The following is a 17,805-nucleotide window of genomic DNA, read 5'->3' on the forward strand; positions in this document are numbered from 1 at the left end:
TGGAACCACATGCAAATCGTTTCCTGTCCCAGCTGCGGCGCGGAAGTCACATTCCGCTCGCACGCGTCGGTAGTGGCCGTGTGCGAGTACTGCGCCACCACCGTGCTCAAAGACGCCGACACGGTCAAATACTTCGGCAAGATGTCGGCGGTGCTGGAAGATTATTCGCCGATCCAGATCGGCACCGCCGGCGTGCTGGCCGGCCGGCCGTTCACGGTCATCGGCCGCATCCAGCTGCGCTATGCGGCCGGCATGTGGAACGAGTGGTATCTGCTGTTCGACGACGGCGCCACGGCGTGGCTCGGCGACTCCTCCGGCCTGTACACGATCACCGCAGAATTCAAGGGCGACGCCCGCCTGCCGGCGTTCGAGCAGCTGCAACCGGGCCGCAACTACGACATCAATGGCGCGTCCTACACGGCCGCCGAAATCCGCGTGGCCGATTGCGTCGGCGGCCAGGGCGAGCTGCCGTTCCGCGTGGGCGACGGCTATCAATCCAAAGTGGCCGATTTCCGCCGTGGTAAAGAATTCATCACGCTCGATTATTCCGACGGCGCGCCGGTGGTCTATACCGGCGCGGCCGTCACCCTCGACAGCCTGCAACCGCAGCTGCTGCGCGACGACGACACCATCCTGCGCGCGGCCGGCCGCTATCGCGGCAAGCTGGCCGCTCTCGATTGCCCGTCGTGCGGCAGCGCCATCAAGTACCTGCCCGGCGTGACCACCACCCTGGTCTGCGCCGCCTGCCAGGCGCAGATCGACGCCACCAGTCCCAAGGCGCAGGTGCTTGCCGCCGGCGAACAGGTAGCCAGGGTGGCGACCACCATTGAACTTGGCGCCACCGCGAAGATCAATCAACAGGACTTCACCATCATCGGCGTGATGCGCCGCGCCGATGACGAAGGCACCGAGTGGACCGAGTACCTGCTGTACGGCGCCCGTGCCGGCTTTTCGTGGCTGGTGGAGACCGACGAAGGCTGGTCCGGCGCCACCGTCATGGCCGAGTGGCCGCTGCAATACCAGCCCGGCGCGGACAACGTGGTGATCGACCGCGTGCGCTACGAGAGCCTGTACGAATACGGTTCAACCGTCACCTGGGCCGCCGGCGCCTTCAACTGGCGCGTGGCCGTGGGCGATGTCACCCACGTGGAGGAATACGAAGCTGGGCAGATCAAGCTGGCGCGCGAGACGACCGAACACGAAATGACGTGGTCGCGCTCCTCCCCCGTGCCGGCCGACCAGATGCGCGCATGGTTCGGCGCCCAGTTCCACGGCAAGGTCAACGCCACCGTCGGCGCCAGGCCGTTCGCGCGCAACCGCCACCGCGATGCGGCCAAGTACATCATCATGTTCATGCTGGTGGTAAATGCCTTGCCGATGCTGATGAATTTTTCATCAACCTGGTACCTGAGCGCCCTGGGCGCGCTGGCCATTTATTTGCCGGCCACCTTCCTCGATAACAACGACAAGTCATGAGCAAATTTTTCCTGTACGCCGTCATCGTCACCCTTGCCACGTCAGGCGCCTCGTGGGTGCGCGCCGTCTCGGGCGACCGCGACAAGTCCAATTATCGCGGCAGCACCTGGAGCTCGTTCGGCGGTGGCGGCGGCAGCTATGGCAATGGCTCCGGCGGCGGAGGCCACAAGTGAAGCGCGAGGCGTTACCGGCCAGCGTGCCAGACACCGCCATCATGCCGGTGCCAGCTGCGCACGCGGCGGCGACTGCGGCGCTCAAGCACCGCCCGACCGGCACCCACGTGCTGGCCGACCTCGGTGGCATCGCTGCTGAAAAACTGTGCAGCTGCGCATCGCTCGACGCCCTGCTGCGCGCGGCCGCCGAGGCGGCCAAGGCGCGCGTGCTGCACAGCCACTTTCACGGTTTCGGCGACGGCCAGGGCGTGACCGGCGTGGTGCTGCTGGCCGAATCGCATATCTCGATCCACACCTGGCCCGAGTGCGGCTTCGCCGCTGCCGATATCTTCATGTGCGGCGATGCGCAGCCGGAGTTAGCGCTTGCTATCATCGAAACTGCTTTGCAGCCGTCGTCACGCAAGATCAATTCGGTACATCGCTCCCCGCCGGTCCGCTAACTCTAATGGCTGAAGGCGGGTTGCCGTAGCGTCGCAACAGCGCCGGCAGGAAGATGATGGTGGTGTCGATCAGCACGTGGGCGATCATGCAGGCGACCAGGTCGCGGGTGATCAGGTACAGCCCGGTAAGCAGTACACCGCCGAACAATACGCCGGCCAAATGCCCGATCGTCCAGCCACCCAAATGTGCGAGCACGAACACCACCAGCGGGATCAGCGCCGCCAGCCACACGCTGCCGGTGATCTGTTGCAGCCGCTCGATCGGATAGCCACGGAACAGGATTTCCTCGGTGATGCCGGCGGTGATGACGATCGCATAGCGACCCCACAGCGGCAAATCGGTCAGGCGCTTGACGCCCGCAGCGGAGCTTTCCGGTATGGCCGCCTGCCCCCGTTGCAAGCTCAGGTGGATCGACAAAATCGTGATGATGATCATCGTCACGCCGATCAGTGTGCCGGCCGCCCAGGCGCCGTAATTACCCCAGACAATACCGAGGCTGGACAGAGGGCGCAGCTCCCAGAACAGCACGATCGCCAGCAGCGCCAGGCACAGCCCCCACATGGCACCAAGTTGGCCTGCCATGTCGATGGGGCCTTGCTTGTTCCGTGATTTCAGCAGCGCAAACGCCAGCGGGCCACCCAGCGCGAGCAACAGGCCAACGACGGTAGCGAGGGGAATGCCGTTCATATCCGCTTTCAACATGGCAAACGGCAATCATCGCATGGCGTTGAATCCATGTGTCACGCTTCCTGCGCGGCCGCCAGCGCCTGGTCCTTCGCTTGCGCGGCAACGATGGCGGGACGGCTGTGCACGCGTTTCACGTACTCACCGATTTCGCTGCGCTTGGGCAGCAACTCGAACATGTCCATCCAGCCCAGCGCCGTGCCCCACAACACATCGAGCGCGGTGAACTGCTCGCCCAGCAGGTATGGCCCCTTTGCCAGTTGCGCCAGCAAGGTATTGAACACATCGTCGAAACTGCCGTAGCCGGTGGTGGCCTGGTCCGGCACTTCGCGCTTGAGCCAGCGATCGATCAGCGCCGGCTCGAAGCAGCTGCCGTAGAACGCCATCCAGCGCAGATACGGGCCGCGTAGCGGATCGCCGAGCGGCGGCGCCAGTTTTGCTTCGGAAAATACGTCGGCCAGGTAAGTGTAGATCGCCACCTGCTCGGTCACCAGCGCGCCCTCATGCACAATCGCGGGCACCTTGCCCATCGGGTTGATGGCGAGGTACGCTGGCTCGCGATTTTCCTTTTTCTTCATGTTCATCACGTGCAGTTCGTACGGCGCTTTCAATTCCTCGAGCAGCGCGAGCACGCCGGTGGAGCGGGAATTCGGGCAGTGGTGCAGGGTAAGGTTGATGGTCATGGTGGTCTCCTGTTGAAGAACTCAGGATAGCCGCTGCTATGATGGCAGTCTTGGAAAAACGCGCATGCCGCCATGACCTCTCCGCTGACGTTGCAAGACCGATACAAGGGTGTGCTCAATCCGGCCGCCGTGGGCAAGCTGTTCCGGTTGGAGCGCTATCCGGCGCCGCCGGACCTGGCGCCGTTCATCGAATGGTACTGGCTGGTCGCGTGGGACTTGCCGGCAGGCGTGTCGCACACGCAGCGTACGCTGCCGTCGCCGTGCATCCAGGTGGTGTTCGACCGGGGCCGCACAGCGGCGTTCGGGGTGATGACGAAAGCGTTCAATTACACGCTGTCGGGTAGCGGCCATGTGCTGGGCGCGCGCTTCCGGCCGGGGGCGTTTCGCGGCTTCCTTGGCGCAGCGGTGCACACGCTGGCCGACCGCGAACTGCCGCTATCCGCGCTGTTCGGTTGCGACGACATGGCGGCGGAGCGCGCCGTGCTCGATGCGCCTGACGACGCGGCCATGGTACTGGCCGCCAGCGCCATCCTCCGGCACGCATTGCCGCCACAACCGGCGCCGCACCTCGCCCGTATCGCGCAAATTGAAAAAATCATGGAACTGATCCGCCGTCATCCGGATCTGACCCAGGTAGGCCAGTTGGCCGAGCGCGTGGACATGAGCGTACGGGCATTGCAACTGCTGTTCCACGACTGCGTAGGCGCCAGCCCCAAGTGGGTCATCCGTCGCAACCGCCTGCTCGACGCCGCCGACCAGCTGGGCAACGGCGACGACATCGACCTGGCCACGCTGGCGCAGAATCTTGGCTACTACGACCAGGCGCATTTCACGTCGGATTTCGAAGAACTGGTGGGTAAGCCGCCGGCGCATTATCGCGATAGCTGCAAATCCTGACGATACATCTGATAGACGCGGACAAGAGTACTATCTAAGCATCCATGCACTTAACGGAGGACATATGGAAACGAAAGTGATACACAGCGATCCTGAAATTATGGGCGGCAAGCCTGTATTCCTTGGCACGCGCGTACCGGTATCGTATCTGTTTGATTACTTGGGGGCTGGAGAATCAATCGAGATATTTCTCGACCACTAACCAACAGTATCCAGGCAAGCTGCCACCGTAGCACTGAAATCAGCAGCCCAATGGGTTAATAACAATGCGCATTTTGCTTGATGAATCGCTGCCGCGACCATTTGCTTCCAGCCTGGTTGGCCATCAAGTAAAAACGGTGGGGCAATGTGGCTGGGCAGGGGTAAAAAACGGCACGCTGTTGGCGTCGTTCCAAAAACTAGTGCCGAAGTTGACTGTGACACTTTCGATGCTGACTCCATGCACGCTTCTGGAACTAATGCTATAACATTTAAGCAATAAAAAAAGGCAGCCGAAGCTGCCTTTTTGCTGTACTGCTAATGCGTTGCTTAGTGCTTGGCGCGCAGTTTGGCGATGGCGGCCAGTTGGCCTACCGCTGCTGCCAGTTCGGCTTGCGCTTTCGCGTAGTCGATGCCGGCGCCGGTGTTGGCCAGCGCTTCTTCGGCACGCTTCTTGGCCGCTGCCGCTTTGGCTTCGTCCAGGTCGGCGCCGCGGATCGCGGTATCGGCCAGCACCGTCACGGCGTTCGGCTGCACTTCCAGCAGGCCGCCGGCGACGAAGACGAACTCTTCTTCAGCACGGCCAGGAACCTTGATGCGCACCGCGCCCGGGCGGATGCGGGTGATCAGCGGCGTGTGCTTCGGGTAGATACCCAGCTCGCCCTGTTCGCCCGGCAACGCGACGAATTCGGCTTCGCCCGAGTAGATCAACTCCTCGGCGGAAACCACGTCAACGTGAATAGTGTTTGCCATGTGTGTCCTATCGGATGGAACGGTCCCGGCAAACGCCAGGACCGCACTCAACAATTAGCTCAACGATTAGTTGAGTTTTTTGGCTTTTTCGATGGCTTCTTCGATCGTGCCTACCATGTAGAACGCTTGTTCCGGCAGGTGGTCGAGTTCGCCCGACGCGATCATTTTGAAGCCCTTGATCGTGTCTTTCAGCGAAACGTATTTACCAGGCGCGCCGGTGAATACTTCAGCAACGTGGAACGGCTGCGACAGGAAACGCTGCATCTTGCGAGCGCGCGATACCAGCAGCTTGTCTTCAGGAGCCAGCTCGTCCATACCCAGAATCGCGATAATGTCGCGCAGTTCCTTGTAACGCTGCAGCGTGCCTTGCACGGCGCGTGCGGTGTCGTAGTGGTCCTGGCCAACGACCAGCGGGTCCAGCTGGCGCGAGGTCGAGTCCAGTGGATCGACCGCAGGGTAGATACCCAGCGAAGCGATGTCACGCGACAGAACGACGGTCGAATCGAGGTGACCGAAGGTCGTCGCTGGCGACGGGTCGGTCAAGTCATCCGCTGGCACGTACACGGCCTGGATCGAGGTGATCGAACCGGTCTTGGTCGAAGTGATGCGCTCTTGCAGGCGACCCATTTCTTCGGCCAGCGTAGGCTGGTAACCCACAGCCGATGGCATACGGCCCAGCAGTGCCGATACTTCGGTACCGGCCAGGGTGAAGCGGTAGATGTTGTCCACGAAGAACAGAACGTCTTTGCCTTCGTCACGGAATGCTTCAGCCATGGTCAGACCGGTCAGCGCCACGCGCAGACGGTTGCCTGGTGGTTCATTCATCTGACCGTAGACCATCGCAACCTTGGAGTTCTCTGGATTTTCCAGATCGACCACTTTGGCGTCAGCCATCTCGTGGTAGAAGTCGTTACCTTCACGGGTACGCTCACCCACACCGGCAAACACGGACAGACCCGAGTGTGCTTTGGCGATGTTGTTGATCAGTTCCATCATGTTCACGGTCTTGCCCACACCTGCACCGCCGAACAGACCGACTTTACCGCCCTTGGCGAACGGGCACACCAGGTCAATAACTTTAATGCCGGTTTCCAGCAGATCTTGCGATGGCGACAGTTCGTCGTACGCAGGAGGAGCGCGGTGGATCGAAGCGATCTGGTCGTGAGCGACCGCGCCGCATTCGTCGATCGGGTTACCCAGCACGTCCATGATGCGACCCAGGGTTGCTTTACCGACTGGCACCATGATAGGTTTGCCGGTGTTCTGGATCATCATGCCGCGACGCAGGCCGTCGGAGGTACCCAGTGCAATGGTACGGACAATGCCGTCGCCCAGCTGCTGTTGTACTTCCAGGGTCAGCTCGGAGCCTTCCATTTTCAAGGCATCGAATACCTTGGGCATCGCGTTGCGTGGAAACTCAACGTCCACCACAGCGCCGATACACTGAACGATTTTGCCATCAGCCATGTTCGTTCCTTCAAATATAGTTAAATTCGTTTAAACCGCTGCCGCACCGGCGACGATTTCGGAGAGTTCTTTGGTAATCGCAGCCTGACGCGTCTTGTTATAGATCAGCTTCAGTTCACCGATGACGCTACCAGCGTTGTCGCTGGCGGCTTTCATCGCCACCATGCGCGCCGATTGCTCGGACGCCAGATTTTCCGCGACCGACTGGTACACCAGCGCTTCTACATAGCGCTCGAGCAGTTCGTCAATCACCGCAGCCGCATCAGGTTCGTAGATGTAATCCCAATTGTGATTACCTGCGTCCGCCTGAGTCTTGGCAGCTGGCAGTGGCAGCAACTGCTCCACAACCGGCTCCTGCTTCATGGTGTTGATAAACTTGGTGTAGCAGATGTACACGGCGTCAACTTCACCGTTCTGGAACTTCTCGAGCATGACCTTGACCGGTCCGATCAATTTTTCCAGGTGCGGCGTGTCGCCGATCTGGGTCACTTGCGCGACCACGGGAACGCCTACGCGATTCAAAAACCCCAAACCTTTGTTACCGATGGCAACTGCCGCAATCTTGTTGCCAGCCGTTTCCAGCTCGCGGGATTTCTGCGTCACCATGCGCAAGATGTTGGTGTTCATACCGCCGCACAGACCTTTGTCGGTCGTGACCACGATGAAGCCAACTTTCTTGGCCGTGTCCTTTTGCTCTACAGCCAGGAACGGGTGCGTGTATTCCGGATTGGCGGCGGCCAGATTGGCGGCGATATTGCGAATCTTTTCACTGTAGGGACGGGCGGCGCGCATACGATCCTGCGCTTTGCGCATTTTCGATGCGGCAACCATTTCCATCGCCTTCGTGATCTTCTTCGTATTTTCTACGCTCTTGATCTTGCCACGTATCTCTTTGCCTACTGCCATGAGTCCTTACTCCTTCTGCGCTGAGGACGGCGCGGGGCGAACCCCGGCGCCGTCAAGCACCTTAAAATGCGCCGGATTTCTTGAAGTCGGCAATGGCGGCAGCCAGCGATGCTTCGCCGTCTTTGTCCAGTTGCTTCGACGATTCAATCTTCGACAGCAGGTCAGCTTGCTTGGTCTTCAGGTAAGCGTGCAGGCCGGCTTCGAATGGCAGTACTTTCTTCACTTCGACGTCGTCCAGGTAGCCTTTGTTCACGGCGAACAGCGAGGCAGCCATCAGCGAGATCGACAGTGGCGAGTACTGAGCTTGCTTGAGCAGCTCGGTCACGCGGGCACCGCGGTCCAGCTGTTTGCGGGTCGATTCATCCAGGTCGGATGCGAACTGCGCGAACGCAGCCAGTTCACGGTACTGGGCCAAGTCGGTACGGATACCGCCGGACAGGTTTTTGATGACCTTGGTCTGAGCAGCACCACCAACGCGCGACACCGAAATACCGGCGTTAATCGCAGGACGGATACCGGAGTTGAACAGCGAAGTTTCCAGGAAGATCTGACCGTCGGTGATCGAAATCACGTTGGTTGGCACGAATGCCGAGACGTCGCCAGCCTGGGTTTCGATGATCGGCAGGGCGGTCAGCGAACCGGTTTTGCCGGTGACGGCGCCGTTGGTGAAGGCGGACACGTAGTCGGCGTTCACGCGGGCTGCGCGTTCCAGCAGGCGCGAGTGCAGATAGAACACGTCGCCTGGATACGCTTCGCGGCCTGGTGGGCGGCGCAGCAGCAACGAGATCTGACGGTAGGCAACTGCTTGCTTCGACAGGTCATCGTACACGATCAGGGCGTCTTCACCGCGGTCGCGGAAGTATTCGCCCATGGTGCAACCCGAGTATGCCGAGATGTACTGCATGGCAGCCGATTCCGACGCGGTCGCCGCAACGACGATGGTGTATTCCATGGCGCCGTGCTGTTCCAGCGAACGCACGATGTTCTTGATGGTCGAGGCTTTTTGGCCGATCGCCACGTAGATACAGGTCATGCCCTGACCTTTTTGGTTGATGATCGCATCAACCGCAACGGCGGACTTACCGGTTTGACGGTCGCCAATGATCAGCTCGCGCTGGCCACGGCCGATTGGTACCATCGCGTCGATCGATTTCAGGCCGGTTTGCATCGGCTGCGAAACGGATTCACGGGCGATCACGCCCGGTGCGATCTTTTCGATTGGCGAGGTCAGCTTGGCATCGACCGGACCTTTGCCGTCGATCGGCTGGCCCAGGGCGTTGACCACGCGGCCACGCAGTTCCGGACCGACTGGTACTTCCAGGATGCGGCCGGTGCACTTGACCGTGTCGCCTTCCGAGATGTGCTCGTAAGCACCCAGGATCACGGAACCGACGGAGTCGCGCTCCAGGTTCATTGCCAGGCCGAAGGTATTGCCTGGGAATTCCAGCATCTCGCCTTGCATTACGTCCGACAGACCGTGGATGCGGCAGATACCGTCGGCTACGGAAATCACCGTGCCTTGATTGCGCACTTCAGCGCCGCTGTCAATGCCTTGAATCCGGCTCTTGATCAGCTCGCTGATTTCAGATGGGTTGAGTTGCATGCTAACTCCTAATTTAGTTCTCTCCGCTTGCGCGAGGGTATGTTTGGTCTGCCGTAGCCAGCGGGTTCTTACTGAACCAGCGCGACGTGCATCTGTTGCAGCTTGGCGCGGACCGAAGTGTCGAGCACTTCGTCGCCAACCACCACGCGCACACCACCGATCAGCGATGGGTCGACCGTGACAGTCGGGTTAAGCTTGCGGCTGAATTTCTTTTCCAGCGTGGCGACCAGATCGGACACCTGGGCGGCGCTCAGATCGAACGCGCTCGTGATCTCGGCGTCCGCTGCACCTTCTGCACTGTTTTTGAGCAGTTGGAACTGGGCACCGATTTCCGGCAGCAATTCGATACGGCCATTGGCGACCACCATGCCGAGGAAGTTATTCGCTTCTGCGGTCATCGGCGATTTCACCAGCGACGCGATGGTGGCGGCGAGTTCGCTCTCCGACACTTTCGGATTGCGGGCATAGTCCTGGACATCGGCGTTGCTGCCGATCTGGGCCATTTCGGACACCAGATCGGACCACTGCGCGAGGTTGCCGGCTTGGGCTACGCGGAAGAGGGCTTCCGCATAAGGACGGGCGACGGTTGCGAGTTCAGCCATGATTACAGCTCAGTCGCGAGGCGGGCCAGCAGGTCGGCGTGGGCCGACGCGTTGACTTCGCGCTTCAGGATCTGCTCGGCGCCTTTGACGGCCAGGTCGGCTACTTGTGCGCGCAGTGCTTCGCGGGCTTGGGTAACTTGCTGATCGGCTTCTGCCTTGGCTTGCGCAATGATGCGGTCGGCTTCAGCTTTGGCGTTGGTCTTGATTTCTTCTGCGACCAGTTGCGCACGCTTTTCTGCGTCCGCGACGCGCTGGGCAGCTTCGTCACGGGCGGAGGTCAGGGCTTCTGCAGCGCGCTTTTCAGCGACTGCCATCGAAGCCTTGCCTTGGTCGGCAGCTGCCAGACCATCGGCGATACGCTTGGCACGCTCGTCCAGCGCGGTGTTCAGCGCCGGGAATACGAATTTCATCGAGAACCATACGAGCACCGCGAAGGTGATCATCTGGCCGATGAGCGACATATTAACGTTCATACCTTGCTCCTAATTAGTTTCCCCGGTTGGAGCAGTATTACTGGCCAGCAGCGGCGATAACAGCGGTCAGGAATGGGTTGTTGAACGTGAACAGCAGAGCAACACCAACGCCGATCATCGAGATCGCATCCAGCAGACCAGCGATAACGAACAGCTTGGTTTGCAGTTGTGGCATCAGTTCTGGTTGACGTGCCGACGCTTCCAGGAATTTGCCGCCCAGAATGGCGAAGCCCAGTGCGGTGCCGATAGCGGCCAGGCCAATGATGATAGCGACTGCCAGAACGGTCATGCCTTGTACTTGTGCGATCAGAGCTTGCATATATTTCTCCTAATTTAAAAAACGAAAGATACTAAAAAATAAAACTATAAAGTTGGTGATTAGTGCTTCTCAACCGCAAGGGCCAGATACACAACCGTCAACGCCATAAACACAAAAGCTTGCAAAGTTACAATCAAGATGTGGAAGATTGCCCATGGACCACCCAACAGCCACTGCGCCCACCAAGGCAACAACGCGATCAAGATGAAAATCAGTTCGCCGGCATACATATTGCCGAACAGTCGCAGCGCCAGCGAAACTGGCTTGGCGAACAATTCAACCATTTGCAGCAGGAAGTTGACCGGTGCCAGCAAGATGGCGGCGAAGCCGGTTGCATGGAATGGCGCCGTGAACAGCTCCTTGGCGTAACCGCCGAGGCCCTTGGCTTTGATCGAGAAACCGAAGATGCACAGCAGGACCGACAGCGACAGGGCGAAGGTCAGGTTGGCATCGGCGGTTGGTACCACACGCAGGTTGTACACGCCGAAGAACTCGAGTGCCTTCGGCAGCAGGTCCACCGGCAGGAAGTCCATGGCGTTCATCAGCCACACCCAGACGAAGATGGTGATGGCCAATGGTGCGATCACCGCGCTTTTGGCGTGGAACGCGCTATTAACAGTGTCGTTCACCAGTTCCATGACCAGTTCGACGAAGTTTTGCAGCTTGCCCGGCACGCCAGCGGTGGCACGGCGCGAAGCCATGTAGAAGACACCGAGGAAAATCGCGCCCAGGATGGCCGAAACCCAGAACGTGTCCAGGTTAAACATGCCATCGCTGGTTTGCAGATGTTGCAAGTGGTGCTTGATGTATTCTGTGGCGTTAGCCGGGGCTGAGTGCCCCCCGTGTTCAGTGGTCATAATGTCGTCAGATTTTGTTAATTAAACTGCAAGCAGTGCAAACCAATACGCCATGGTTGCCACCGCGAAACCTAAGATCAGCCATAACCAAGCGGCCGATGAAAATAGCACCAGCGCGACAATAAACAGCGCTGCAGTGATGGAAAACTTGACCATTTCCGCGCGAAAATGCGTCCGGAAAGTCTTTTTTGGATCATTCGTTGCGCCCATGACAATCATCGCGTACACCAGGCTACCGATGACTGCGATTGCTCCGCCATAGGCGGCCGACCATGCTTTGAGTACTCCACCCAGGTTCCAGGCGAGCAAGGCGAATCCAGTTGCGATGGCCAACTGGAGGGCGACGACTTTAAACATCGGCCTCGAAACACTCGTCGTTTTAATCACTGCGAGGCTCCAAAAAATTGCCGATAAACTCAAAGACGCGTGATTATATGTGTCTTTCCTGTATCACGTCAAACATGCTGCACCGCACCAGAGCATTTAGTGCGCGAAAGAGACGCTTTTACAAACATTTCCAAACGCGTTGCACCACTTTGGCGCCGGATGAGGTAAAAGGGAGAAAACAGCCGATTTGTGACTTGAAATCAACAATGCTGCGATCTGCTGTCATCTCCCATTTTTCCTCGTGCCGGCTCAAGCACGCAGTCTTGCCAGCACACCATCGAGGATATCGAGGTCGGCAAAGTCGATAATCATCTGGCCGCGTCCCTTGCTGCCCATCTTGAAGACCACCGGTGTGGCCAGCTTGTCCGACAGTTCTTCTTCCAGCCTGGTGATATCTCCGGACTTTTCCTTTTGCCGCGCCTCGGCCGGCGCCGCCTGTTGCTCTTCCAGCGTGCGCGTCACCAGTTTTTCCGTTTCGCGCACCGATAACCGTTTGGCAACGACCGTGTTGGCCAGGTTGATTTGCGTGGCCGCATCGACCGCCAGCAACGCGCGCGCATGACCCATGTCGATATCGCCGGCCATCAACATGGTTTGCACGCTCGACGCCAGGTTCATCAGGCGCAGCAGGTTCGACACGGCGCTGCGCGAACGGCCCACCGCGTTGGCGGCCTGTTCGTGGGTAAAACTGAAATCGGTGATCAGGCGGTGGATGCCCTGCGCCTCTTCCAGCGGATTGAGGTCTTCGCGCTGCATGTTTTCGATCAGCGCCATGGCGGCGGCAGCCTGGTCATCGACGTTGCGCACCAATACCGGCAGCACGTCCAGTCCGGCCAGTTGCGCCGCGCGGAAACGGCGTTCGCCGGCAATGATTTCGTACGTGACCGCGCCGGTCAGCGGGTCGGTGCCGACCGGGCGCACCAGGATCGGCTGCATGATGCCCTGGGTTTTGATCGATGCCGCCAGTTCCTGCAGGCCGCCCTCGTCCATGCGCGTGCGCGGCTGGTATTTACCGGCCTGCATTTGCGTGACAGGCAATTCGGATGGCGTGTTGGCGTCCGCCGCCTTGTCGTCGCTGCCGCCAAGCAGCGCGTCGAGGCCGCGGCCCAGGCCCTTGAGTTTTTTGGTTGCCATAAATAGGTGCCTTACATTTTCTTGATGCGTTCGACCATCTCGGCGCCAAAGGCGATATACGCCTGCGCGCCCTTGGACGATGGATCGAACGTGACGCCGGGCATGCCATACGACGGCGCTTCGGCCAGACGCACGTTGCGCGGGATGATGGTTTTGAAGACCTTGTCGCCGAAGTGCTGTTCGAGCTGGGCCGAGACCTGCTGCGACAGCGTCATGCGCGGATCGAACATCACGCGCAACAGGCCGATGATCTTCAGATCCTGGTTCAGGTTGGCGTGCACCTTCTTGATGGTGTTGACCAGGTCGGACAAGCCTTCGAGCGCGTAGTACTCGCACTGCATCGGGATGATCACGCCGTGCGCGGCGCACAGGCCGTTCAAGGTGAGCATCGACAATGCCGGTGGACAATCGATCAGGATGAAGTCGTAGTCCTGGTCCACTGCCGCCAGCGCGAGCTTGAGGCGCCGCTCGCGGTTATCGAGCGCCACCATCTCCACCTCCGCGCCGGCCAGCTCGCGGTTCGATGGCAGCACATCGAACCTGCCTGCCTCCGAGCGCAGGCGCGCGGCGGCCACGTCGGACTCGCCCAGCATCACCTCGTAGGTGGAGGCGGCCAGGCCGGCCTTGTTGATGCCGGCGCCCATGGTGGCGTTGCCCTGCGGGTCCAGGTCCACCAGCAGCACGCGCTGGTTCAGCTTTGCCAGTCCGGCCGCCAGGTTGACGGTGGTGGTGGTCTTGCCCACCCCGCCCTTCTGATTCGCTACGCAGAAAATTTTTGCCATGTATTTTTTATCGTCTTCCTACGGTATTTTCCAAAAAATTATTTATACGGTTTAAATGATTTATACCGTTTATTTCATATAAACGATTTATACGATTTAAACCATTTATACTGTTTCTGCGTGTTCTGATTTTATGAACACAAGATGGCGCTCCGCCTCCAGCCCCGGCACCTGCAAAGGCTGCAGTTTCTGCACCTTCCATGGCTTCGGCAGCCGCTCGCGTTCCTCCGCTGGCGCTGTGCCTTTCAGGGCGATGAACTGGCCGCCCTGCTCCAGCAAATGGCCGGACCAGTTGACGAAGTCGGACAGGTCGGCAAAGGCGCGCGAGGTGATCACGTCGAACCTGGTTTTGACTTCCAGCTGCTCCACGCGCTTGGTGTACACCGTCACGTTGGTCAATTCCAGCTCCGCTTTGACCTGGTTCAGGAACGCGGTTTTCTTGTGCACGGTGTCGATCATCGACACTTTCATGTCCGGCCGGCTAATCGCCAGCACCATACCGGGCAAGCCACCACCGGCGCCCACGTCGAGCACGTTTTTGGCGTCTTTGAACGCGGCCACGGCAGCGAGCGAATCGAGCAAATGCAGCGTGACCATCTGCAGCGGATCGCGTACCGACGTCAGGTTGTACACCGCATTCCACTTGTTCAACAGGGCCAGGTAGTCGAGCAGTTTTTCGACCTGGGCCTCGCTCAGGTCGAGCTCGAGGCCGGCGATTCCGGTGCGTAAAACGTCAGCAACGACGGCGCGATCGAAGACCTTCATTGCGCCACCTCGTCTTTCTGCTCCTTGTTCAAAAAGCCGCCGAAGCCCACTTTTTTCAGATGGACCAGCAGCAGCGAAATGGCCGCAGGCGTCACACCTGAGATGCGCGAGGCCTGGCCCAGGGTTTCCGGGCGCTGGGCGTGCAGCTTCTGGCGCACTTCCACCGACAGCGCGGTGATGTCGAGGTAATTAAAACCTTCCGGCAGTTTGAGGTTTTCGTAGTGTTCGTGGCGTTCGACTTCCTTGGTCTGGCGGTCGATATAGCCCGAATACTTGAGCTGGATTTCGATCTGTTCGCGCACCGCATCGTCAGTGACCCCAGGGCCGGCCAGGTCGCGGCCGTCGATGCCGGACAAGGTCATCAGCTTGTCGTAGCCCACGCCCGGCCGGCGCAGCAGGTCGGCCAGCGAGTACTCGCGCTCGATGGCCTGGCCAATCACACGCTCCGATTCAGCGGCTTCCAGGATGCGCGGATTGACCCACGTGGAACGCAGGCGTTCCAGTTCGCGGGCCACGGCCTCGCGCTTGCGGTCGAATGCTTCCCACTGGGCGTCGCCCACGCAGCCAAGCTTGCGGCCGATTTCGGTCAGGCGCATGTCGGCATTGTCTTCGCGCAGGCTCAGGCGGTACTCGGCGCGGCTGGTAAACATGCGGTACGGTTCCATCACGCCTTGCGTGACCAGGTCGTCGACCATCACGCCCAGGTAGGCTTCCGAGCGCGCCGGGGTCCAGGCTTCGCGACCCTGGGTTTGCAGCGCGGCGTTGATACCCGCCAGCATGCCCTGCGCTGCCGCTTCTTCGTAACCAGTGGTGCCATTGATCTGGCCGGCGAAATACAGGCCGCCCACCGCCTTGGTTTCCAGCGATGCTTTCAGGCCGCGCGGGTCGAAATAATCGTATTCGATGGCATAGCCGGGACGCAGGATGTGGGCGTTTTCCAGCCCCTTCATTGAGCGCACCAGGGCGATTTGCACGTCGAACGGCAGGCTGGTCGAGATGCCGTTTGGATAGAATTCGTGGGTCGTCAAGCCCTCTGGTTCGAGGAAAATCTGGTGCGATTCTTTCGAAGCAAAGCGGTGGATCTTGTCTTCGATCGACGGGCAGTAGCGCGGACCCACGCCTTCGATCACGCCCGTGTACATCGGGCTGCGATCAAGGCCCGCACGAATGATGTCGTGGGTTTCGTTATTGGTATGGGTTACCCAGCACGGCAGCTGCTGCGGATGCATGGCGGTATTGCCCATCACCGAAAACACCGGCACCGGATCGAGGTCGCCCGGCTGCTCGGTCATTTGCGCGAAGTCGATCGAGCGGCCGTCGAGGCGCGGTGGCGTGCCGGTTTTCAGGCGGCCTTGTGGCAGTTTCAGTTCTTTCAAACGGGCCGACAGCGAGATCGCTGGCGGATCGCCGGCACGACCGGCCGAGTAGTTTTGCAGCCCGACGTGGATCTTCCCGTCGAGGAAAGTACCAGCGGTCAGCACCACGGCTGGCGCCAGGAATTTCAGGCCGATCTGGGTAACGGCGCCCACCACGCGGTCGCCCTCCACCATCAGGTCATCGACGGCCTGCTGAAACAGCCACAGGTTCGGCTGGTTTTCCAGGCGTGCACGGATCGCTGCCTTGTACAAGATGCGATCAGCCTGGGCGCGGGTGGCGCGTACTGCCGGGCCTTTCGAGGAATTCAGGATGCGGAACTGGATGCCCGATTCGTCGGTGGCGATCGCCATCGCGCCACCCATGGCATCGACTTCCTTGACCAGGTGGCCTTTGCCGATACCGCCGATGGAAGGATTGCACGACATCTGGCCCAGTGTCTCGATGTTGTGCGTCAAGAGCAAAGTCTTCTGGCCCATGCGGGCGGAAGCAAGTGCGGCCTCGGTGCCGGCGTGACCACCGCCGACAACGATGACGTCGAATGAAGTTGGAAATAACATGATGGAATTTTTAAAGCGGAGGGAGTAAGGTCAAATTATAGAGTCTTTTTGTAGCTGCGACTTTTTTAGGCAAAAATATTCTGCTTTGGTTCCACGTGAAACATTAAAAAAGGGCGCTCATCTTTCGACAAGCGCCCTGCTCTTTGATGTGGTTTGGTTCCACGTGAAACATCACGCCATCGTTACCACCTCAGGTAAGCGTCGTACCCGGTCTTGGCAATCAACACCGATACCACGATCAAAAACAATTTACGCACAAAGCCACTGCCATGTTTCATCGCCAGGCCGGTACCGATCACCGAGCCGGCAATCTGGCACACGGCCATCATCAGGCCCAACTGCCATAGCAGGTGGCCGCTGTAGCCGAACCATACCAGCGCGGCAAAGTTGCAGGCAACATTGACAATCTTGCTGACCGCCGACGCGCTGAGAAAGTCAAAGCCGAAGATCCGCACGAACAGGAACACCAGGAAGCTGCCAGTGCCGGGGCCGAAGAAGCCGTCATAAAAGCCGATCGCCGAGCCGATGATCAGCGCCAGCGTTTGCTCCTTGCGCCCCGTATGCAGCGGCGCGTGCACCGAACCGAGGTCTTTCTTGGCAAACGTATAGATCGCCACCAGCAGCAGCACCACCGGCAAAGCCGTACGCAGAAAGTCGGGCGATACTTTGGTGACGGTGTACGCACCGAGGAAGGAAAAGATCAGCGCGGCAAACGCCGCTGGCGCGGCGACGGTCCAGGCCACCGCCACCCGGCGCGCATAACTGACCGCCGCCACGCTGGTGCCAAAGATCGACGCCAGCTTATTGGTGCCGATCAAGGTGGCCGGCGCGGTGTTGGGGAACACCGAAAAAATCGCAGGCATCTGGATCAGCCCGCCCCCACCCACCACCGCATCGACCAGTCCCGCGCCAAATGCGGCCACACCCAATATCAAGTAATCCACTGCTACCGCCGTCCGTCAATTTTTCAAGGCTGTATTGTACGGAACAACGGGACTCAGGCCTCATGCCGAGATGGCATTGCAACGGCAAATGATGTTGGACCGCGACAGGTGAGTTGCGCTGCTGCTACCACAAACCGCAGCCCAAAGCGGGTGCAGCCCATGCCGAAACGGCATAGCTCTGCAAATTGCATAAGCAGCAGATTCCAGTGGCGAAGCACCTACGTGACGTATCCCCATCTCGGTTGCTGTGCCGGTACTGTTCAGTACAGCGATGTGGCTGTAGCTGCGAGTGGTGCGGTGCGAGTGGGTGCGGTGCGGTGCGGTGCG

General features: G+C 59.7%; 21 protein-coding genes. 5 read left to right on the plus strand and 16 right to left on the minus strand.

Annotated features, from left to right (window positions below):
- Positions 1 to 9: 9 nt before the first annotated feature.
- From SR858_RS26070 to speD, 3 genes are read left to right on the plus strand one after another with little or no spacing between them, the layout of a single operon-like run.
- A complete protein-coding gene (locus SR858_RS26070) occupies positions 10 to 1,476 on the plus strand; it encodes a DUF4178 domain-containing protein (RefSeq protein WP_019924032.1) in 1,467 nt (488 codons plus the stop codon).
- Positions 1,473 to 1,649 carry a hypothetical protein gene (locus tag SR858_RS26075; protein ID WP_019924033.1) on the plus strand — a complete coding sequence of 59 codons (177 nt, stop codon included), beginning with the start codon at positions 1,473 to 1,475 and terminating at the stop codon, positions 1,647 to 1,649. The genes SR858_RS26070 and SR858_RS26075 overlap by 4 nt, the downstream gene beginning before the upstream one ends.
- On the plus strand, positions 1,646 to 2,089 hold the full coding sequence (speD, locus tag SR858_RS26080; RefSeq protein WP_019924034.1) for an adenosylmethionine decarboxylase: 444 nt from the start codon (positions 1,646 to 1,648) through the stop codon (positions 2,087 to 2,089). Before SR858_RS26075 ends, speD begins: the two co-directional genes overlap by 4 nt.
- On the opposite strand, the gene SR858_RS26085 is transcribed toward speD, so the two are convergent.
- On the minus strand, positions 2,055 to 2,777 hold the full coding sequence (locus SR858_RS26085; protein WP_019924035.1) for a CPBP family intramembrane glutamic endopeptidase: 723 nt from the start codon (positions 2,775 to 2,777) through the stop codon (positions 2,055 to 2,057). The two genes, speD and SR858_RS26085, sit on opposite strands and share 35 nt — an antisense overlap.
- 53 nt (positions 2,778 to 2,830) lie before the next feature.
- Positions 2,831 to 3,457, minus strand: a complete 627-nt coding sequence (locus SR858_RS26090; protein ID WP_019924036.1) for a glutathione S-transferase family protein — start codon at positions 3,455 to 3,457, stop codon at positions 2,831 to 2,833.
- A gap of 72 nt (positions 3,458 to 3,529) precedes the next feature.
- Here SR858_RS26090 and SR858_RS26095 point away from each other — a divergent pair, with 72 nt between their 5' ends.
- Entirely contained in the window at positions 3,530 to 4,354 is an 825-nt protein-coding gene (locus tag SR858_RS26095) for an AraC family transcriptional regulator (RefSeq protein WP_019924037.1), read from the plus strand.
- A gap of 64 nt (positions 4,355 to 4,418) precedes the next feature.
- Entirely contained in the window at positions 4,419 to 4,556 is a 138-nt protein-coding gene (locus SR858_RS26100) for a DUF433 domain-containing protein (RefSeq protein ID WP_154820099.1), read from the plus strand.
- A gap of 326 nt (positions 4,557 to 4,882) precedes the next feature.
- Here SR858_RS26100 and SR858_RS26105 read toward each other — a convergent pair whose 3' ends face one another.
- From SR858_RS26105 to SR858_RS26170, 14 genes are all read right to left on the minus strand, one after another.
- The gene (locus SR858_RS26105; RefSeq protein WP_026637681.1) at positions 4,883 to 5,305 is read right to left on the minus strand and encodes a F0F1 ATP synthase subunit epsilon; all 423 of its coding nucleotides are present in this window, start codon (positions 5,303 to 5,305) and stop codon (positions 4,883 to 4,885) included.
- A 66-nt stretch (positions 5,306 to 5,371) separates the two neighbouring features.
- Complete coding sequence (atpD, locus tag SR858_RS26110) at positions 5,372 to 6,772, minus strand: F0F1 ATP synthase subunit beta (RefSeq protein WP_019924039.1); 1,401 nt, start codon at positions 6,770 to 6,772, stop codon at positions 5,372 to 5,374.
- Between the two features lie 30 nt (positions 6,773 to 6,802).
- Positions 6,803 to 7,678 (minus strand): F0F1 ATP synthase subunit gamma, encoded by an 876-nt coding sequence (atpG, locus tag SR858_RS26115; protein WP_019924040.1) that lies wholly within the window; start codon positions 7,676 to 7,678, stop codon positions 6,803 to 6,805.
- Positions 7,679 to 7,739: 61 nt separating this feature from the next.
- A complete protein-coding gene (gene atpA / locus SR858_RS26120; RefSeq protein ID WP_019924041.1) occupies positions 7,740 to 9,281 on the minus strand; it encodes a F0F1 ATP synthase subunit alpha in 1,542 nt (513 codons plus the stop codon).
- Positions 9,282 to 9,349: 68 nt separating this feature from the next.
- Positions 9,350 to 9,883, minus strand: a complete 534-nt coding sequence (locus SR858_RS26125) for a F0F1 ATP synthase subunit delta (protein WP_019924042.1) — start codon at positions 9,881 to 9,883, stop codon at positions 9,350 to 9,352.
- Positions 9,884 to 9,885: 2 nt separating this feature from the next.
- A complete protein-coding gene (locus tag SR858_RS26130; protein ID WP_026637682.1) occupies positions 9,886 to 10,356 on the minus strand; it encodes a F0F1 ATP synthase subunit B in 471 nt (156 codons plus the stop codon).
- A gap of 37 nt (positions 10,357 to 10,393) precedes the next feature.
- Complete coding sequence (gene atpE, locus SR858_RS26135) at positions 10,394 to 10,675, minus strand: F0F1 ATP synthase subunit C (protein ID WP_019924044.1); 282 nt, start codon at positions 10,673 to 10,675, stop codon at positions 10,394 to 10,396.
- A 59-nt stretch (positions 10,676 to 10,734) separates the two neighbouring features.
- A complete protein-coding gene (atpB, locus tag SR858_RS26140; RefSeq protein ID WP_026637683.1) occupies positions 10,735 to 11,532 on the minus strand; it encodes a F0F1 ATP synthase subunit A in 798 nt (265 codons plus the stop codon).
- A gap of 21 nt (positions 11,533 to 11,553) precedes the next feature.
- The gene (locus tag SR858_RS26145) at positions 11,554 to 11,889 is read right to left on the minus strand and encodes an ATP synthase subunit I (RefSeq protein WP_019924046.1); all 336 of its coding nucleotides are present in this window, start codon (positions 11,887 to 11,889) and stop codon (positions 11,554 to 11,556) included.
- A gap of 279 nt (positions 11,890 to 12,168) precedes the next feature.
- Complete coding sequence (locus tag SR858_RS26150) at positions 12,169 to 13,053, minus strand: ParB/RepB/Spo0J family partition protein (RefSeq protein WP_019924047.1); 885 nt, start codon at positions 13,051 to 13,053, stop codon at positions 12,169 to 12,171.
- An 11-nt stretch (positions 13,054 to 13,064) separates the two neighbouring features.
- The gene (locus SR858_RS26155; protein WP_019924048.1) at positions 13,065 to 13,835 is read right to left on the minus strand and encodes a ParA family protein; all 771 of its coding nucleotides are present in this window, start codon (positions 13,833 to 13,835) and stop codon (positions 13,065 to 13,067) included.
- 105 nt (positions 13,836 to 13,940) lie between these two features.
- The gene (rsmG, locus tag SR858_RS26160) at positions 13,941 to 14,600 is read right to left on the minus strand and encodes a 16S rRNA (guanine(527)-N(7))-methyltransferase RsmG (RefSeq protein WP_019924049.1); all 660 of its coding nucleotides are present in this window, start codon (positions 14,598 to 14,600) and stop codon (positions 13,941 to 13,943) included.
- A complete protein-coding gene (mnmG, locus tag SR858_RS26165; protein WP_026637684.1) occupies positions 14,597 to 16,534 on the minus strand; it encodes a tRNA uridine-5-carboxymethylaminomethyl(34) synthesis enzyme MnmG in 1,938 nt (645 codons plus the stop codon). The genes rsmG and mnmG overlap by 4 nt, the downstream gene beginning before the upstream one ends.
- 182 nt (positions 16,535 to 16,716) lie before the next feature.
- The gene (locus SR858_RS26170) at positions 16,717 to 17,478 is read right to left on the minus strand and encodes a sulfite exporter TauE/SafE family protein (RefSeq protein ID WP_019924051.1); all 762 of its coding nucleotides are present in this window, start codon (positions 17,476 to 17,478) and stop codon (positions 16,717 to 16,719) included.
- Positions 17,479 to 17,805 lie beyond the last annotated feature (327 nt).

Origin of the sequence: Duganella zoogloeoides, from assembly GCF_034479515.1 — a bacterium.
Classification (GTDB): Bacteria; Pseudomonadota; Gammaproteobacteria; order Burkholderiales; family Burkholderiaceae_D; genus Rugamonas; species Rugamonas zoogloeoides.

Coding starts and splice junctions, on each gene's coding strand:
- SR858_RS26070 (WP_019924032.1), top strand. CDS start 10: ATGCAAATCGTTTCCTGTCCCAGCTGCGGCGCGGAAGTCACATTCCGC.
- SR858_RS26075 (WP_019924033.1), top strand. CDS start 1,473: ATGAGCAAATTTTTCCTGTACGCCGTCATCGTCACCCTTGCCACGTCA.
- SR858_RS26085 (WP_019924035.1), bottom strand. CDS start 2,777: ATGAACGGCATTCCCCTCGCTACCGTCGTTGGCCTGTTGCTCGCGCTG.
- SR858_RS26090 (WP_019924036.1), bottom strand. CDS start 3,457: ATGACCATCAACCTTACCCTGCACCACTGCCCGAATTCCCGCTCCACC.
- SR858_RS26095 (WP_019924037.1), top strand. CDS start 3,530: ATGACCTCTCCGCTGACGTTGCAAGACCGATACAAGGGTGTGCTCAAT.
- SR858_RS26100 (WP_154820099.1), top strand. CDS start 4,419: ATGGAAACGAAAGTGATACACAGCGATCCTGAAATTATGGGCGGCAAG.
- SR858_RS26105 (WP_026637681.1), bottom strand. CDS start 5,305: ATGGCAAACACTATTCACGTTGACGTGGTTTCCGCCGAGGAGTTGATC.
- atpD (WP_019924039.1), bottom strand. CDS start 6,772: ATGGCTGATGGCAAAATCGTTCAGTGTATCGGCGCTGTGGTGGACGTT.
- atpG (WP_019924040.1), bottom strand. CDS start 7,678: ATGGCAGTAGGCAAAGAGATACGTGGCAAGATCAAGAGCGTAGAAAAT.
- atpA (WP_019924041.1), bottom strand. CDS start 9,281: ATGCAACTCAACCCATCTGAAATCAGCGAGCTGATCAAGAGCCGGATT.
- SR858_RS26125 (WP_019924042.1), bottom strand. CDS start 9,883: ATGGCTGAACTCGCAACCGTCGCCCGTCCTTATGCGGAAGCCCTCTTC.
- SR858_RS26130 (WP_026637682.1), bottom strand. CDS start 10,356: ATGAACGTTAATATGTCGCTCATCGGCCAGATGATCACCTTCGCGGTG.
- atpE (WP_019924044.1), bottom strand. CDS start 10,675: ATGCAAGCTCTGATCGCACAAGTACAAGGCATGACCGTTCTGGCAGTC.
- atpB (WP_026637683.1), bottom strand. CDS start 11,532: ATGACCACTGAACACGGGGGGCACTCAGCCCCGGCTAACGCCACAGAA.
- SR858_RS26145 (WP_019924046.1), bottom strand. CDS start 11,889: ATGTTTAAAGTCGTCGCCCTCCAGTTGGCCATCGCAACTGGATTCGCC.
- SR858_RS26150 (WP_019924047.1), bottom strand. CDS start 13,053: ATGGCAACCAAAAAACTCAAGGGCCTGGGCCGCGGCCTCGACGCGCTG.
- SR858_RS26155 (WP_019924048.1), bottom strand. CDS start 13,835: ATGGCAAAAATTTTCTGCGTAGCGAATCAGAAGGGCGGGGTGGGCAAG.
- rsmG (WP_019924049.1), bottom strand. CDS start 14,600: ATGAAGGTCTTCGATCGCGCCGTCGTTGCTGACGTTTTACGCACCGGA.
- mnmG (WP_026637684.1), bottom strand. CDS start 16,534: ATGTTATTTCCAACTTCATTCGACGTCATCGTTGTCGGCGGTGGTCAC.